Genomic DNA, 11274 nt, shown 5'->3' with positions numbered 1-11274 from the left:
TACTTAAATTATGAAGATAGCTTTATTAGGATATGGAAAAATGGGAAAAACCATTGAAAGAATTGCTGAAGAAAGAGGCCATACCATTGTTATAAAAGCTAAATTAGACACAGCATACACCATTACTGATGCCGATGTTGCAATAGATTTTAGTATTCCTGAAGCTGCTTACAATAATATTTCAAACTGCTTACTCAATAATGTTCCAGTTATATCTGGGACAACAGGTTGGTTAAAAGATTATGACAAAGCAGTTAATTTATGCAAAGCGCAAAATGGTGCTTTTATTTATGCCTCAAATTTTAGCTTAGGTGTAAATATCTTTTTTGAAGTTAATAAAGTATTGGCAAAACTTATGAATGGGCAACCTCAATACAATGTTGCGATGGAAGAAATTCATCATACTCAAAAACTCGATGCACCAAGTGGAACTGCCATTACACTAGCTGAAGACATTATTAAAAATTCCAATTACGACAATTGGACATTAGATAACCCAAATCCAAAAGACATAAAAATAGACGCAAAACGTATTGAAAACGTCCCTGGAACACATGAAATCACTTATCAATCCAATGTAGATACTATTCAAATAAAGCATACTGCCCACAATAGAGATGGGTTTGCTTTAGGTGCTGTTGTTGCAGCCGAATGGATTATTGGGAAAAAAGGTGTATTTTCAATGAACGATGTGTTAAACATTGGTTAATTGCACAAAGGTTTGTAACGTTTTTAAATACTTTTCAACTCATAAAAAAAACATAAAATGACGAGTACACAGTGGTTAATTTTTTTATTTGCTATTCAAATAATACATGGTCTAGGCACATGGAAACTTTATATTAAAGCAGGTAGAAAAGCTTGGGAAGCCTTTATACCATTTTACAATGCTGTAGTATTAATGAAAATCATTAATCGTCCTTGGTGGTGGACTATTTTACTTTTTGTTCCTATTGTTAATCTTATAATGCTTCCTGTAGTTTGGGTTGAAACAGCAAGAAGCTTTGGCAAAAACTCAGCAACTGATACGTTATTAGCTGTTGTTTTACTTGGATTTTATAATTTCTATCTCAATTATGTAGCAGATGTAAAATATATTGAAAACAGAGACTTACACCCTAAAACCGGTTTAGGAGATTGGGTAAACTCGATTTTATTTGCCATAGTTGCGGCAACTATTGTTCACACTTATTTTATCCAACCTTTTACAATTCCAACATCGTCTTTAGAAAAAACACTTTTAGTAGGTGATTTTCTTTTTGTAAGTAAAGTGCATTATGGTGCTCGTACACCAATGACCACCATAGCTACACCAATGGTACACGATACAATACCAGTAGCAAAAGTAAAATCGTACATTCCAAAATTTGAATTACCATACTTTAGACTTCCTGGTTTTCAAAAGATAAAGAGAAATGATATAGTGGTTTTCAACTGGCCTGTGGACACTATGAAGAACATGCGTCATACTGACAAATTCTACTATAAGCCAATTGACAAAAGAACAAACTATGTAAAACGCTGTGTTGGTATTCCTGGTGATTCGCTGTCTTTAAAAGATGGGTATGTATACATTAACGGTAAGCCAAATGATTTACCAGATAGAGCTAAACTTCAGTTTTCATATGATATTACCTTTAAGCGCAACCTACATCCTAATGATATCATGAATTTATTATCAAGATATGATATAACTGATGGTTTAGGTTATGGAACTACTGAAGGTTCATATTTAATTCCAGCAGCAACTGACGAAGCTGTAGCACGTTTAAAGAACCATCCTGAAGTTGCCAGTGTTGTACCATTAAAAAATGAAGATGGTGTTAGAGATGCTGGTATTTTTCCTAGTAATGTGAATTACAACTGGAATAATGATTATTTCGGGTCGTTATATATTCCTGAAAAAGGAAAAACAATAGAGTTAACTTTAGAAAATTTACCGCTTTACAAACGCATTATCACTGCTTATGAAGGTCATAAACTTTCAGTAAACGGAAATCAAATTATAATTGACGACCAACCAACAACGTCCTACACGTTTGCTCAAGATTACTATTGGATGATGGGAGACAATCGCCATAACTCACAAGACTCAAGAGTTTGGGGATTTGTTCCGTTTGACCACGTAGTTGGAAAACCAGTTTTTATCTGGATGAGTTGGGAAAACGGAAAACCACGTTGGGAGCGTTTCTTTACAACTGTAGGTGGTAGTGGAAAACCAACGTCATACCTCATCCCATTTTTGGTATTACTTTTAGGTTGGTTTGGGTTTAATAAATGGCGTAAACGTAAAAAGGCATAATACATTTATTTTATAAATGGATACCCTTATTCATCCTACATATTTCCCTAGTATAGCTCACTTTGTTACTATTGCTAAAGCTGATAATTTAACGTTTGAGGTTTGTGATAATTACCAAAAACAAACCTATAGAAATCGTGCATACATTTATGCAGCTAATGGAAAGCTGCTTTTAAACATTCCTATAAAGCATACACAAAAAAACCGTCAACTTTATAAGGATGTAAAAATTGCTAATGATAGTAGATGGCAGGATTTACATTGGAAATCATTAGAATCGGCTTACAGAACGTCTCCTTTTTTTGAGTTTTATGAAGACGAATTTCAACCTTTATTTACTGGTAATGAGACATTTCTTTTAGACTTTAATTTGAAATGTTTAGAAGTTGTTTTTGAGTGTCTTCAATTACCTTTTGAGTTTTCTGCTACTGAGCATTTTGAAATAGAACCAAACCACAAAACCGATTATAGATTTTTAGCAAACAGCAGAAAAGAACAACCTCATAATTTTGACTCCTACACACAAGTCTTTGATGACAAACATGGGTTCATTTCTAATTTGAGCATATTGGATTTGTTATTTAATGAAGGAACAAATGCTATGAGTTATTTAGAGTCTCAACAGCTTCCATAAACTACTTCGCTAATTTTAATTTAGCAAGTATAGGATAATGGTCAGATAATTCAACATCAAAAGTTTTAAAACCGTTTACTTCAAAAGCATCATCAGCTAAAATAAAGTCAATTCTCACAGGAAAAAACTTAAAGTTAAACGTACGTCCAAAGCCATTGCCTCCTTCAACAAAAGCATCTTGCAAATCGCCTTTTATCTCTTTATACACATAGGAATAGGCAGTGTTATTAAAGTCTCCACAAATAACCATTTTATACTTACATCTTGCTTTATGCTGTAAAAACAACTCGGTTTGTCTCTCCTGCATTTTAAACGTTTTACTTACACGCTTAAATAAGTTTTCAGAAGACTCATTTGCTAATTTTTCAACCGTTGGATCAATACCAAGCGATTGTAAGTGCACATTATAAATTCTTATCGTGTCCTTAGCCTTAACTATATCTACAAAAATGGCATTATTACTAGTGTTTGGAAACTCAATAGAACCCGAATTTATTATAGGAAATTTAGAAAATATTGCTTGACCGTTTTTCACCTTTTTACCTGAAAGCTCTTCGTACTTATAGTATCCTTTTAAGTTAATAGCTTCATCAGGCCTGTATTCTTGCATGCTTAACACATCAGGCTGTTTTTCAGAAATAAAATCGACTATTTGAGTTTTAACGGTTTCATCAGGAATCCATTCAAATACATTAAACAACCTCACATTATAATTCATTACTGAAATATTATTTGGATCTTCAATATTCTTGGATGATGAAAATTTATACAATGAAAACAGATAGTTATACCCAATAAACAATATAATAAGTGATAGTAAAAGCTGCTTTTTCACTTTTAAAAGCCAATACACAAAAAATAGAATATTGAGTAGTATTAAGAAAGGAACTGCAAGACTTAAAACTGATAATAAAGCGAAGTTTTTAGGCGACACATAAGGTAAAATATAAGACAGCAGCAACATTGTCGCTACAATGGAATTAACGAAGAACACCAATTTATCTACCAATTTTAGTCGCTTCATAGACTTTTAATCCTTACCTGATTTAAATAAAAACGCTTTTTCTTCTTTAGTTAAACTTTCATAACCGCTTTTACTGATTTTATCTAGAATGAGGTCAATTCGTTTTTGTTTAGTAAACTCATTAAAGTCGTCTTTATTATGGCCTGCAAACGGTTTTTTCTTGCTCTTATGAACTGTTTTTAAAGGTGACTTTCGTTTAAACATACTAGCAACGCTATCCATTATACGCTCAAAGCCTTTGCCTATATCATTTCCTTTAGTTAATTGTTGTGCATATAAATATCCTAACAAACTTCCTCCTAAATGCGCTACATAACCACCTTGGTTTATGGTAAACAATCCAAGAATATCAATAACAACCATTGCTACACCTATATACCAAAGCTTAATATTTATGGTTACCAATCGTGCTTCTTTATTAGGCATATAAGCACTTAAAAAAATAATTAGGGCCCTTACTCCTGCTGATGCTCCTACCAATGGCAATGTATAATTTACCAAGCTTCCAGAAAAAAGTGTATGAACCAATACAAATGCAAGTCCGCCAAATAAAATTCCTAAAAAGTAAATATTCAAAGATAGCTTTACACTAAAAAGATTAACCAGCATGTTAGAAATAAAATACAGAATAAGCATATTTAGAGCAATATGCCAAAAGCCGTAATGCACAAAACCATAGGTGAAAATAGACCAAGGTTGATATATAAAATCGTTAAGACTCACAGGTAATTCAAACCAATGCAATACATTGGTAGTGTTTTTAACCTTAGTAAGTATAAACCCAATTATATATATAACAACATTAACACCTATAATCTTTTCAAAGGCATTAAGACGTTTTAGTTTGTCTTGTATGTCTTGTGTAAGCGTTGTCATTTAATCCCATCTATTTTTATTAAACTGATTTTTTTTCCAATACCACATAATTATAAACCCTGTTAATGCACCACCAACGTGAGCAAAATGTGCAACACTAACTCCAAACATAGAATTCCCTCCTGTGAGACCTGAAATCACTTCGTAACCTAACAATAATGGAATAAAATACTTTGCTTTAATAGGAATCGGCAAAAAAATCAACATCAACTCAGCATTTGGAAAAGACATCCCAAACGCAACCAAAAGTCCCATTAAGGCTCCAGAAGCTCCTAAACTATTAGAATAAAATATTTTTTGCAAAGAGTTCCAATTACTTTCTCCTATAGTTTTTACCCAATCAGGGTTGTACTTTTCTTGATTTAAAATTGAAACTAAAGTTTCTTTATCTAATCCATCAGCAAGTAATGGACTTATTATAGAATTAAATTGTACATAGTCAATCAATAATGGAATAAGCACTGCTCCTAATCCACATGAAAAGTAAAAAAACAAAAACTTATTTCTTCCCCACATCTGCTCCAAAGGACTCCCAAACATCCATATACCCAACATATTGAAAAGAATATGTAAATAAAATGTAGGATGATGCATAAACATATGCGTAAAAATTTGCCAAACTTGAAAGTTGTCGTTTTCAGGAAACCACATAGATAAAAGAGCAAAGGCTTTATCTCCAACAACTTGACATCCTATAAAAACCAGGACATTTATAATAATAAGGTGCTTAACCGTTTCTGTAATTCTCATCATAGCTTACATAAATTTTTTGTCGATATCATCAACACTCATGGTTATAAAAGTCGTTTTATTTGTTGGCGAAACTGTAGGTTCCTTACAAGCAAATAGTGAATTTACCAAATGCTCTTGTTCTTGTTTATTAAGCGATTGACCTGTTTTTATAGCTAAACTTTTTGCCATAGATTTTGCTAATAAATCTGTAGCACTAAAATTACTGTCTGGTACTTCTTGCTCAACATCACTTATCAGTTGTTCTAAAATAATAGACACTTCACTCTCAGGAACACCTAAAGGAACACCTGTAATCTCTATAGTATGGTCTTTAACGCTAGAAAATGCAAAACCTGTACTTTCTAAGTCTTCTTTTAACTGAATAAGTATTGGCAATTCTGTTGAGGAAAAATGCAACTGCAACGGAAATAACAACTGCTGACTAACAGCTTCTTTCACAGTCATATTTTTCAATAAATTTTCGTACAACACACGTTGATGCGCTCTATGCTGATCTATCATCAACATACCAGATTTTATAGTACTCACAATGTATTTGTTGTGAAGCTGATAAGTAGCTTGTGTAGTTTCGGTTTGCGAATCATCAAACAAGGTTTCATTTTTTGAATCGCTTTCAAACTCTACTTCACTAAAATTATGGTCTTGCTGTGTACTTTTTGATTCTAATCCCACATACAAACTGTCCCAACTAGATGTATTTTGTTTCTTAAAGGTAACTGCAGGTTTACTGCTTCCAACTCCATGAGATACTTTTTCCTTAAAAGGATTGAAATCTCTATCAACTTCTATTGTTGGTGGTGTAGCAACACTCTTATCTTTATAATCGTAAGGCGTGTTTAGGTTAGGATCACTATCAAAATCTAAAACTGGCGCAATGTTAAATTGCCCTAAGCTGTGTTTTACTGCTGATCTTAAAATAGCATACAAAGTATGTTCATCATCAAACTTAATTTCGGTTTTTGTTGGATGAATATTGATATCAATAGTTTTTGGATCTACAGTAAGATTTAAAAAATAGCTTGGATGCGCTCCATCTTTTACCAAACCTTCAAATGCTGAATTGATAGCATGATTAAGGTAAGGACTTTTGATAAAACGATTATTTACAAAAAAGAACTGTTCGTTCTTTGTCTTTTTAGCAAACTCAGGTTTTCCTACAAACCCTGAAATTTTTAGAACTTCAGTAGTTTCTTCAACAGGAACTAACTTTTCGTTGGTTTTACCTCCAAAAATATTAACTACACGTTGTCTGTAATTACTACTTGGTAGATTAAAAATTTCGCTGCCATTATGATACATTGCAAACACAATACTTGGATGCGCTAATGCTACACGATGAAATTCATCGATAATATGTCGTAACTCTACTGCATTAGATTTTAAAAAATTGCGTCGAGCAGGAATATTAAAAAATAAATGTTTTACAGCTAAAGACGTTCCTTTAGGTGTTACCACAACATTTTGAGCTTTAAGGTCGCTACCTTCAATCTCAATTTGGGTTCCTAGTTCGTCTTGCTCTTGTTTGGTTTTAAGTTCAACATGAGCAATAGCAGCAATACTAGCTAATGCTTCGCCTCTAAACCCTTTTGTATGTAAATTGAATAAATCTTCAGCAGCGCGTATTTTGGATGTTGCATGACGCTCAAAGCTTAAACGTGCATCAGTAACACTCATGCCTTTACCATTATCAATAACCTGAATAAGTGTTTTACCTGAGTCTTTTATAATAAGTTTTATTTCAGTAGACTCAGCATCTATTGCATTTTCGAGAAGCTCCTTAACCACTGAAGCAGGTCTTTGCACGACTTCGCCTGCTGCAATTTGGTTAGCAACATGGTCTGGTAATAGTTGAATAATGTCTGCCATTAGCGTTTTGAAAAGAATATTGACAGGTCAAAATCAATAAAAATCAAAAAAACCAAAATCAATACACCTATAATAATCAATACACGTCTGTTGGCTCCTGCCGTATCTTCATTATGCTTATAATCGTCAATGGCATTAACAAACTTGGTTTTTAATCCTTTATTGCTTCCTACAGTTTGCCTGTGTTCGTCAAATTTATGCTTAATTTCATAAGGACTTCCCTCACCTTTATAGTATCTAGGAGTGTATTCAAACTTTTTATTTCTTCGTAATTTAAACATGATGTAACGCTTTATTATTCGTAACGACTTAATATGTAAAGTATTACTAATACACCAATCAAAAACAAGACCAAAAAGGGTAAAGTAGTAAAAATACTTTTCTTACGTTTGTTAGCAGCTCTTACCTCTTCCCATTGTGCTTCAACACTTTTCTTGGCAGTATCATCTTGGTCTCTAAGATGTTTAGGTGTATAACTGAAACGTTTATTTTTACGTTGCTTAAAAAACTCCACTATAAAATATAATCGTTGTTACACTTCAAATGTACTTAAAAAGCTAGGAAAACAAGCCTTTCAACTGCTAAAAATTGTTAACAGTTTTAAAATGAAGAATAGTGTTTTTAAGCTTTTCGTCTAAGCTCTGCCATTTTTATTGCAGCAACAGCAGCTTCAACACCTTTGTTACCATGTTTACCTCCAGACCTATCAATTGCTTGTTGCATATTGTTGTCGGTTAACACACAAAATATAACTGGTGTTTCACGCATCACGTTAAGGTCTTTGATACCTTGAGAAACAGCTTCACAAACAAAATCAAAATGCTTTGTTTCGCCTTGTATAACACTACCAATAGCAATAACAGCATTTACCATTTGCTCTTGCATTTTTTTGCTTCCATAAATTAGCTCGTAGCTACCAGGAACTTGCCAATATACAATGTTTTCAGGTAAAGCACCATGCTCAATTAATGTATCGTAAGCGCCTTTAAAAAGGCCATTTGTAATGGTATCGTTCCATTCAGAAACAACAATCCCAAACCGAAAGTCTTTCGCGTTTGGGATTGTGTTTTTATCGTATTCGGATAAATTTGCAGTTGCCATATGTATTATAAACTTGCTTCTGCTTTTCCTATAAGTACATCTATATTAGAAGCTTCATTTGAAGCAGAAAATTCTTCTTTTATTCTTGTAAAATAGTTTAATGCTTTTTGGTTTTCACCTTGAGACAATGCTAATGTACCAGCTTTGTATAAATATAATGGTGTTGTAAACTCATTATTAGAAATTGCAATAGCTTGCTCGTAGTAATCCATAGCATCTTTTGGCTGATTCAATTGCACAAAAGCATCACCAATTCCTCCTTTTGCAAGTGGTGCTAACATGATATCATCACTTGAAAAATTGTTTAAGTAAGAAATTGCTTCAGAATATTTATTTAGGTTTAAGTAAGCCATACCTGCATAATAGTTGGCTAAATTACCTGCAGGAGTACCACTGTATTTATCAGCAATATCAACCATACCATATTTACCTTCACCTCCATTTAAAGCTAATGTATATAAAGAATCTTTTTCAACACCATTAACCGCTTGGTCAAAATATTGTTGTGCTTTATACATTTCATTCATAGCTTCTCCAGCTTTTGGTTCAGCAACAAATTTATTGTAACCTAAGTATCCAAGTATAACTGCAACAGCTACACCAACAATAATATAAATATAGTTTTGATTTTTAACAGCCCATTCTTCAGTCTTAGAAGCTGTTTCATCTAAAGTGTTAAAAACTTCAGCTGTTGTTGAGTGTTCTTCAATAGCTTCAACTTTTTCTTCTTTAGTCTTTGGTTTATATCCTCTTTTCTTATAAGTTGCCATATATTCTCTATTTATGCGCCGCAAAAATAAAATTTTTATTGGTAAATAAAAGGTAAATTATTTGTTATTTTTCAATAATTTGCACATCCTTTTCCATAATTGTTAACCAAAAACATCAATATATTGTTTGTTTTATGATTTTAAATTCCCTTTCCCTACTTAATTACAAGAATTTTGAAAGCCAATCCTTTGCTTTTGACACTAAGATAAACTGCTTTGTAGGTTCAAACGGAGTTGGGAAGACTAATGTTTTAGATGCTATTTATCATTTAGCTTTTGGAAAAAGTTATTTTAATCCTGTAGCTACACAAAACATAAAACACGATGCTGATTTTTTTGTTGTTGATGGTGTGTTTGACAAAGATGATAAAACCGAAAAGATTATCGTGTCGCTAAAACGTGGTCAAAAAAAGATGATTAAGCGCAATGGAAAAGTGTACGATAAATTTAGCGACCATATTGGGTTTATTCCTTTGGTAATTATTTCGCCTGCTGATAGAGACCTAATTATTGAAGGTAGCGATACACGTCGAAAATTCATAGACAACGTTATTTCACAAAGCAACAAACAGTATTTAAGCGATTTAATTAACTACAACAAAGTACTCTCACAACGCAATGCGTTATTGAAGTATTTTGCACTCAACAATACATTTAATGCCCAAACACTAGAGGTTTATAACGACCAGTTAAATACTTACGGAACCTCTATTTTTAAAACTAGAGATGCTTTTTTAAAAGCCTTTATTCCTATTTTTAAATCGCGTTACAATGCTATTAGTAATAATAATGAAGTTGTAAATCTTAGTTATAAAAGCGATTTGTTTGAAGCACAATTAAGCGAACTCCTTAGCAAAAACCTCAATAAAGACAAAGCTTTACAATATACAAGTGTAGGCACTCATAAAGACGATCTTATTTTTGAAATTGAGCAATATCCTATCAAAAAATTTGGAAGCCAAGGACAGCAAAAATCGTTTTTAATTGCATTAAAACTGGCTCAGTTTGATTTCTTAAAACAAGAAAGTGGTGTTGCTCCTATTTTGCTTTTAGATGACATTTTTGATAAACTAGACGAACAACGCGTAGCACAAATAGTTGGTCTTGTTGACGATGAGCATTTTGGTCAACTCTTTATAAGCGATACGCATGCTGAACGTACCGAAAATGTTGTGAAACAAATTCATCAATCGTATAAAATATTTGAATTATGATAAGAGCCTTTTGCGTTAGCTTAGTGTTTATGGCATTTTTTAATTGCTCTAACAATCCTGATACATTTGTAGAACATGTTGAAGGTTATTGGGAAATTGACGAAGTAACTTTAAAAGATGGTTCAAAACGCGACTACAATTTTAACAGCACTATAGATTATATTGAAATTACTGACAGCTTAACAGGTTTTAGAAAAAAGTTGAAACCTAATTTCTCAGGAACTTTTGAAACGTCCAATGATGCTGAACAACTTAAGATTGTCTTAGAAAACGATAGTTTAAACCTCTATTACAAAACACCTTTTCACAGCTGGAAAGAAACGGTTTTAAACGCAACAAAAGATGAACTTTTAATTCTTAATGCCAATAAAGATATGTATCTTTATAAACGTTACGAACCTATAAATCTTGAAGAATAATGTCCAAACGCAACAACGAACACTCACCTATTAGTGACCTCCTAAAAGAGTTTGTAGACACTAACAACCTACAACAAGGTTTAGATAAGGTAAATGTGCGCAATGCTTGGGAAAACATGATGGGAAATGGTGTAAACAACTACACTACCAATATTGTTTTAAAACAAGACACACTTTATGTACAGTTAAGCAGTAGTGTTTTACGAGAAGAGTTAAGTTATGGAAAAGAAAAAATTATTGCTATGCTCAATGAAAGTTTAGGTAAAGACGTTATCAAAAAACTAGTCCTACGATAAATAAAAAAAGCAGCTGAAT

14 protein-coding genes are annotated in these 11274 nt (G+C 32.7%); 6 read left to right on the top strand and 8 right to left on the bottom strand.

Going from position 1 to position 11274, the window contains the following annotated elements; translation table 11 throughout:
• Nucleotides 1-10 precede the first annotated feature (10 nt).
• Genes dapB through ABD011_RS07530 form a run of 3 tightly spaced genes read left to right on the top strand, consistent with a single transcriptional unit; the run spans nucleotide 11 to nucleotide 2936 of the window.
• Complete coding sequence (gene dapB, locus ABD011_RS07540) at nucleotides 11-709, top strand: 4-hydroxy-tetrahydrodipicolinate reductase (protein ID WP_131507675.1); 699 nt, start codon at nucleotides 11-13, stop codon at nucleotides 707-709.
• Nucleotides 710-766: 57 nt separating this feature from the next.
• Nucleotides 767-2302, top strand: a complete 1536-nt coding sequence (gene lepB / locus ABD011_RS07535; protein WP_343797122.1) for a signal peptidase I — start codon at nucleotides 767-769, stop codon at nucleotides 2300-2302.
• A gap of 16 nt (nucleotides 2303-2318) precedes the next feature.
• Nucleotides 2319-2936: a WbqC family protein gene (locus ABD011_RS07530; RefSeq protein WP_343797120.1), complete on the top strand. Its 618-nt coding sequence runs from the start codon at nucleotides 2319-2321 to the stop codon at nucleotides 2934-2936.
• Between the two features lies 1 nt (nucleotide 2937).
• Here the strand turns inward: ABD011_RS07530 and ABD011_RS07525 are convergent, their stop codons facing one another.
• The 8 genes from ABD011_RS07525 to ABD011_RS07490 form a co-directional block, all read right to left on the bottom strand.
• A complete protein-coding gene (locus ABD011_RS07525; protein WP_343797118.1) occupies nucleotides 2938-3960 on the bottom strand; it encodes an endonuclease/exonuclease/phosphatase family protein in 1023 nt (340 codons plus the stop codon).
• A gap of 6 nt (nucleotides 3961-3966) precedes the next feature.
• On the bottom strand, nucleotides 3967-4836 hold the full coding sequence (locus ABD011_RS07520) for a rhomboid family intramembrane serine protease (RefSeq protein WP_343797116.1): 870 nt from the start codon (nucleotides 4834-4836) through the stop codon (nucleotides 3967-3969).
• Nucleotides 4837-5589 (bottom strand): rhomboid family intramembrane serine protease, encoded by a 753-nt coding sequence (locus tag ABD011_RS07515; RefSeq protein ID WP_131507685.1) that lies wholly within the window; start codon nucleotides 5587-5589, stop codon nucleotides 4837-4839. It lies immediately after the preceding gene.
• A gap of 3 nt (nucleotides 5590-5592) precedes the next feature.
• The gene (gene mutL, locus ABD011_RS07510) at nucleotides 5593-7455 is read right to left on the bottom strand and encodes a DNA mismatch repair endonuclease MutL (protein ID WP_343797113.1); all 1863 of its coding nucleotides are present in this window, start codon (nucleotides 7453-7455) and stop codon (nucleotides 5593-5595) included.
• Complete coding sequence (locus ABD011_RS07505; protein ID WP_129760470.1) at nucleotides 7455-7736, bottom strand: riboflavin synthase subunit beta; 282 nt, start codon at nucleotides 7734-7736, stop codon at nucleotides 7455-7457. Before ABD011_RS07505 ends, mutL begins: the two co-directional genes overlap by 1 nt.
• A gap of 14 nt (nucleotides 7737-7750) precedes the next feature.
• Complete coding sequence (locus ABD011_RS07500; protein ID WP_343797111.1) at nucleotides 7751-7969, bottom strand: hypothetical protein; 219 nt, start codon at nucleotides 7967-7969, stop codon at nucleotides 7751-7753.
• A 107-nt stretch (nucleotides 7970-8076) separates the two neighbouring features.
• Nucleotides 8077-8556 (bottom strand): 6,7-dimethyl-8-ribityllumazine synthase, encoded by a 480-nt coding sequence (gene ribH, locus ABD011_RS07495; RefSeq protein WP_343797109.1) that lies wholly within the window; start codon nucleotides 8554-8556, stop codon nucleotides 8077-8079.
• Nucleotides 8557-8561: 5 nt separating this feature from the next.
• Nucleotides 8562-9326 carry a tetratricopeptide repeat protein gene (locus ABD011_RS07490; RefSeq protein ID WP_129760464.1) on the bottom strand — a complete coding sequence of 255 codons (765 nt, stop codon included), beginning with the start codon at nucleotides 9324-9326 and terminating at the stop codon, nucleotides 8562-8564.
• Nucleotides 9327-9460: 134 nt separating this feature from the next.
• On the opposite strand from ABD011_RS07490, the gene recF reads away from it, so the two are divergent.
• Genes recF through ABD011_RS07475 form a run of 3 tightly spaced genes read left to right on the top strand, consistent with a single transcriptional unit; the run spans nucleotide 9461 to nucleotide 11255 of the window.
• Complete coding sequence (recF, locus tag ABD011_RS07485; protein WP_134200410.1) at nucleotides 9461-10540, top strand: DNA replication/repair protein RecF; 1080 nt, start codon at nucleotides 9461-9463, stop codon at nucleotides 10538-10540.
• Nucleotides 10537-10959, top strand: coding sequence for a hypothetical protein (locus ABD011_RS07480; protein ID WP_343797105.1), 423 nt, complete (start codon nucleotides 10537-10539; stop codon nucleotides 10957-10959). The genes recF and ABD011_RS07480 overlap by 4 nt, the downstream gene beginning before the upstream one ends.
• On the top strand, nucleotides 10959-11255 hold the full coding sequence (locus ABD011_RS07475; RefSeq protein WP_129760459.1) for a DciA family protein: 297 nt from the start codon (nucleotides 10959-10961) through the stop codon (nucleotides 11253-11255). Before ABD011_RS07480 ends, ABD011_RS07475 begins: the two co-directional genes overlap by 1 nt.
• Nucleotides 11256-11274 lie beyond the last annotated feature (19 nt).

Source organism: Gaetbulibacter jejuensis (assembly GCF_039524015.1).
In the GTDB taxonomy this organism is placed as follows: Bacteria; Bacteroidota; Bacteroidia; order Flavobacteriales; family Flavobacteriaceae; genus Gaetbulibacter_B; species Gaetbulibacter_B jejuensis.
Note: the sequence above shows the minus strand (reverse complement) of the source record. Positions and strands in the feature narration are given on the sequence as shown.

What these genes read in the sequence shown, in the direction of transcription:
- dapB (WP_131507675.1), top strand. Translation starts at nt 11, where the DNA reads ATGAAGATAGCTTTATTAGGATATGGAAAAATGGGAAAAACCATTGAA.
- lepB (WP_343797122.1), top strand. Translation starts at nt 767, where the DNA reads ATGACGAGTACACAGTGGTTAATTTTTTTATTTGCTATTCAAATAATA.
- ABD011_RS07530 (WP_343797120.1), top strand. Translation starts at nt 2,319, where the DNA reads ATGGATACCCTTATTCATCCTACATATTTCCCTAGTATAGCTCACTTT.
- ABD011_RS07525 (WP_343797118.1), bottom strand. Translation starts at nt 3,960, where the DNA reads ATGAAGCGACTAAAATTGGTAGATAAATTGGTGTTCTTCGTTAATTCC.
- ABD011_RS07520 (WP_343797116.1), bottom strand. Translation starts at nt 4,836, where the DNA reads ATGACAACGCTTACACAAGACATACAAGACAAACTAAAACGTCTTAAT.
- ABD011_RS07515 (WP_131507685.1), bottom strand. Translation starts at nt 5,589, where the DNA reads ATGATGAGAATTACAGAAACGGTTAAGCACCTTATTATTATAAATGTC.
- mutL (WP_343797113.1), bottom strand. Translation starts at nt 7,455, where the DNA reads ATGGCAGACATTATTCAACTATTACCAGACCATGTTGCTAACCAAATT.
- ABD011_RS07505 (WP_129760470.1), bottom strand. Translation starts at nt 7,736, where the DNA reads ATGTTTAAATTACGAAGAAATAAAAAGTTTGAATACACTCCTAGATAC.
- ribH (WP_343797109.1), bottom strand. Translation starts at nt 8,556, where the DNA reads ATGGCAACTGCAAATTTATCCGAATACGATAAAAACACAATCCCAAAC.
- ABD011_RS07490 (WP_129760464.1), bottom strand. Translation starts at nt 9,326, where the DNA reads ATGGCAACTTATAAGAAAAGAGGATATAAACCAAAGACTAAAGAAGAA.
- recF (WP_134200410.1), top strand. Translation starts at nt 9,461, where the DNA reads ATGATTTTAAATTCCCTTTCCCTACTTAATTACAAGAATTTTGAAAGC.
- ABD011_RS07480 (WP_343797105.1), top strand. Translation starts at nt 10,537, where the DNA reads ATGATAAGAGCCTTTTGCGTTAGCTTAGTGTTTATGGCATTTTTTAAT.
- ABD011_RS07475 (WP_129760459.1), top strand. Translation starts at nt 10,959, where the DNA reads ATGTCCAAACGCAACAACGAACACTCACCTATTAGTGACCTCCTAAAA.